The organism is Parabacteroides provencensis, assembly GCF_900232875.1.
Lineage (GTDB): Bacteria > Bacteroidota > Bacteroidia > Bacteroidales > Tannerellaceae > Parabacteroides > Parabacteroides chinchillae.
On the sequence record NZ_LT960508.1, the window covers coordinates 1 to 1,281 of the forward strand.

The window sequence follows — 1,281 nt, forward strand, 5'->3', positions numbered from 1 at the left end:
TGCTCCAGTAGGTGTAGCGACATGTTTCTGGATAAATGTTTTACCATTAAGACAGACAGTCGTTGTCCAGCCTTTACTTGTTATTTCAATTGATATTTTATTTTCTTCCATGATTCAATTATTTTTAATTGTTAGTTAATTATTAATTGACACCGACATGGCTAATATCCATTTGGCCGACGGTTTTTAATACATTCAGAATGTCTATCTGAAAATTTGCTATTTGTTTCGGAATATTGGAAGGCATGGATTCAACTACAAGCTCCTGAAATCTGATTAAATCAGGGATATTATTTACTAATTCCAATTCTATTCTTTTCTTTGCCATAGCTCGTTATTTTTTTGCTCTAAACGTCCGTTTTCTTTCTTCTCTATGTTGATAATAACCCAATATGGATTGTTCCCTAGTCTTAAAAATTCTACGTGATATTTTAATAAAGAACCATATTGTCAGGGAAAATACGACTAAAGACAAAAGTCCTCCTATTATCAAAAACAAGCGAATCAAGTCAGTGAATCCAGACTGGTTGAGATATTCTATCAAGTCTACCATAGTTTTCATATTTTTATTGTAGGTTACCAACCTATCGTTAAATTGATATTTTTCAGGCTACAACTGTCAACACTGTAGCCCATTGTTGTTAATTGTTCCATGACCGGAGTAATGAGGTTGACATCCGAAATTTCAGATGTGTAGTTCAGTTTGAAACGTCCCTCTTTTGCAGTACGTTCAATCATTTTAAATACATCATCCAAAATACTTTGGATGGCTTCGGAATTGTCATTCGCAATTTTCCGTGCGTCTTCTGCTCTTAATTTGCACATAATCGTATCTTTAATTGTTAGTAAATATTATCAGTCTGCGTCTGGTACCCAGTTTATCGTGATTTCTGCCTTGACCTTGCCGGTACCTTTGCAATAATCACAGGCTTTTTCTTCATACTGGTTATACCCAACTTGTTCCGAAAAACTTTTCTGCCCATTACAGACCGGACACCGATAGCCTGTGAATGATATTTTTTCCCACACTTCCTGATATTCAGGAGGTATAACAAGGATTGAGTTTTGTTTTATGCTCATAATAAATAGTTTATAAAATTTGTTCCCGGTCGGGGAATCGAACCCCGACACAAATAACCGTTCAGGATTAGTAGTTAAATAATTCAGGTTCCTTACTTTCTTTCGTGTATTCCAACAGACAGAGGTCTATTAGCTGAGTTTCCCAGTTGATACCGGGGCGGTTCTTGTACATGGTGCGGAAAAGTTGGCGGCAATCTTCTG

The 1,281-nt window shown here is 36.1% G+C and carries 3 protein-coding genes; all 3 read right to left on the reverse strand.

The window, feature by feature from the left end; genetic code table 11:
- Positions 1-142 precede the first annotated feature (142 nt).
- Complete coding sequence (locus tag CTY47_RS16660; RefSeq protein ID WP_099465904.1) at positions 143-328, reverse strand: hypothetical protein; 186 nt, start codon at positions 326-328, stop codon at positions 143-145.
- A gap of 248 nt (positions 329-576) precedes the next feature.
- Entirely contained in the window at positions 577-825 is a 249-nt protein-coding gene (locus CTY47_RS16670; RefSeq protein ID WP_099465905.1) for a hypothetical protein, read from the reverse strand.
- A gap of 30 nt (positions 826-855) precedes the next feature.
- Positions 856-1,080, reverse strand: coding sequence for a zinc finger-like domain-containing protein (locus CTY47_RS16675; protein ID WP_099465906.1), 225 nt, complete (start codon positions 1,078-1,080; stop codon positions 856-858).
- Positions 1,081-1,281: the final 201 nt, after the last annotated feature.

Bases quoted from the DNA above. Each gene is read 5' to 3' on its own strand.
- CTY47_RS16670 (WP_099465905.1), bottom strand. From the start codon at position 825: ATGTGCAAATTAAGAGCAGAAGACGCACGGAAAATTGCGAATGACAAT.
- CTY47_RS16675 (WP_099465906.1), bottom strand. From the start codon at position 1,080: ATGAGCATAAAACAAAACTCAATCCTTGTTATACCTCCTGAATATCAG.
- CTY47_RS16660 (WP_099465904.1), bottom strand. From the start codon at position 328: ATGGCAAAGAAAAGAATAGAATTGGAATTAGTAAATAATATCCCTGAT.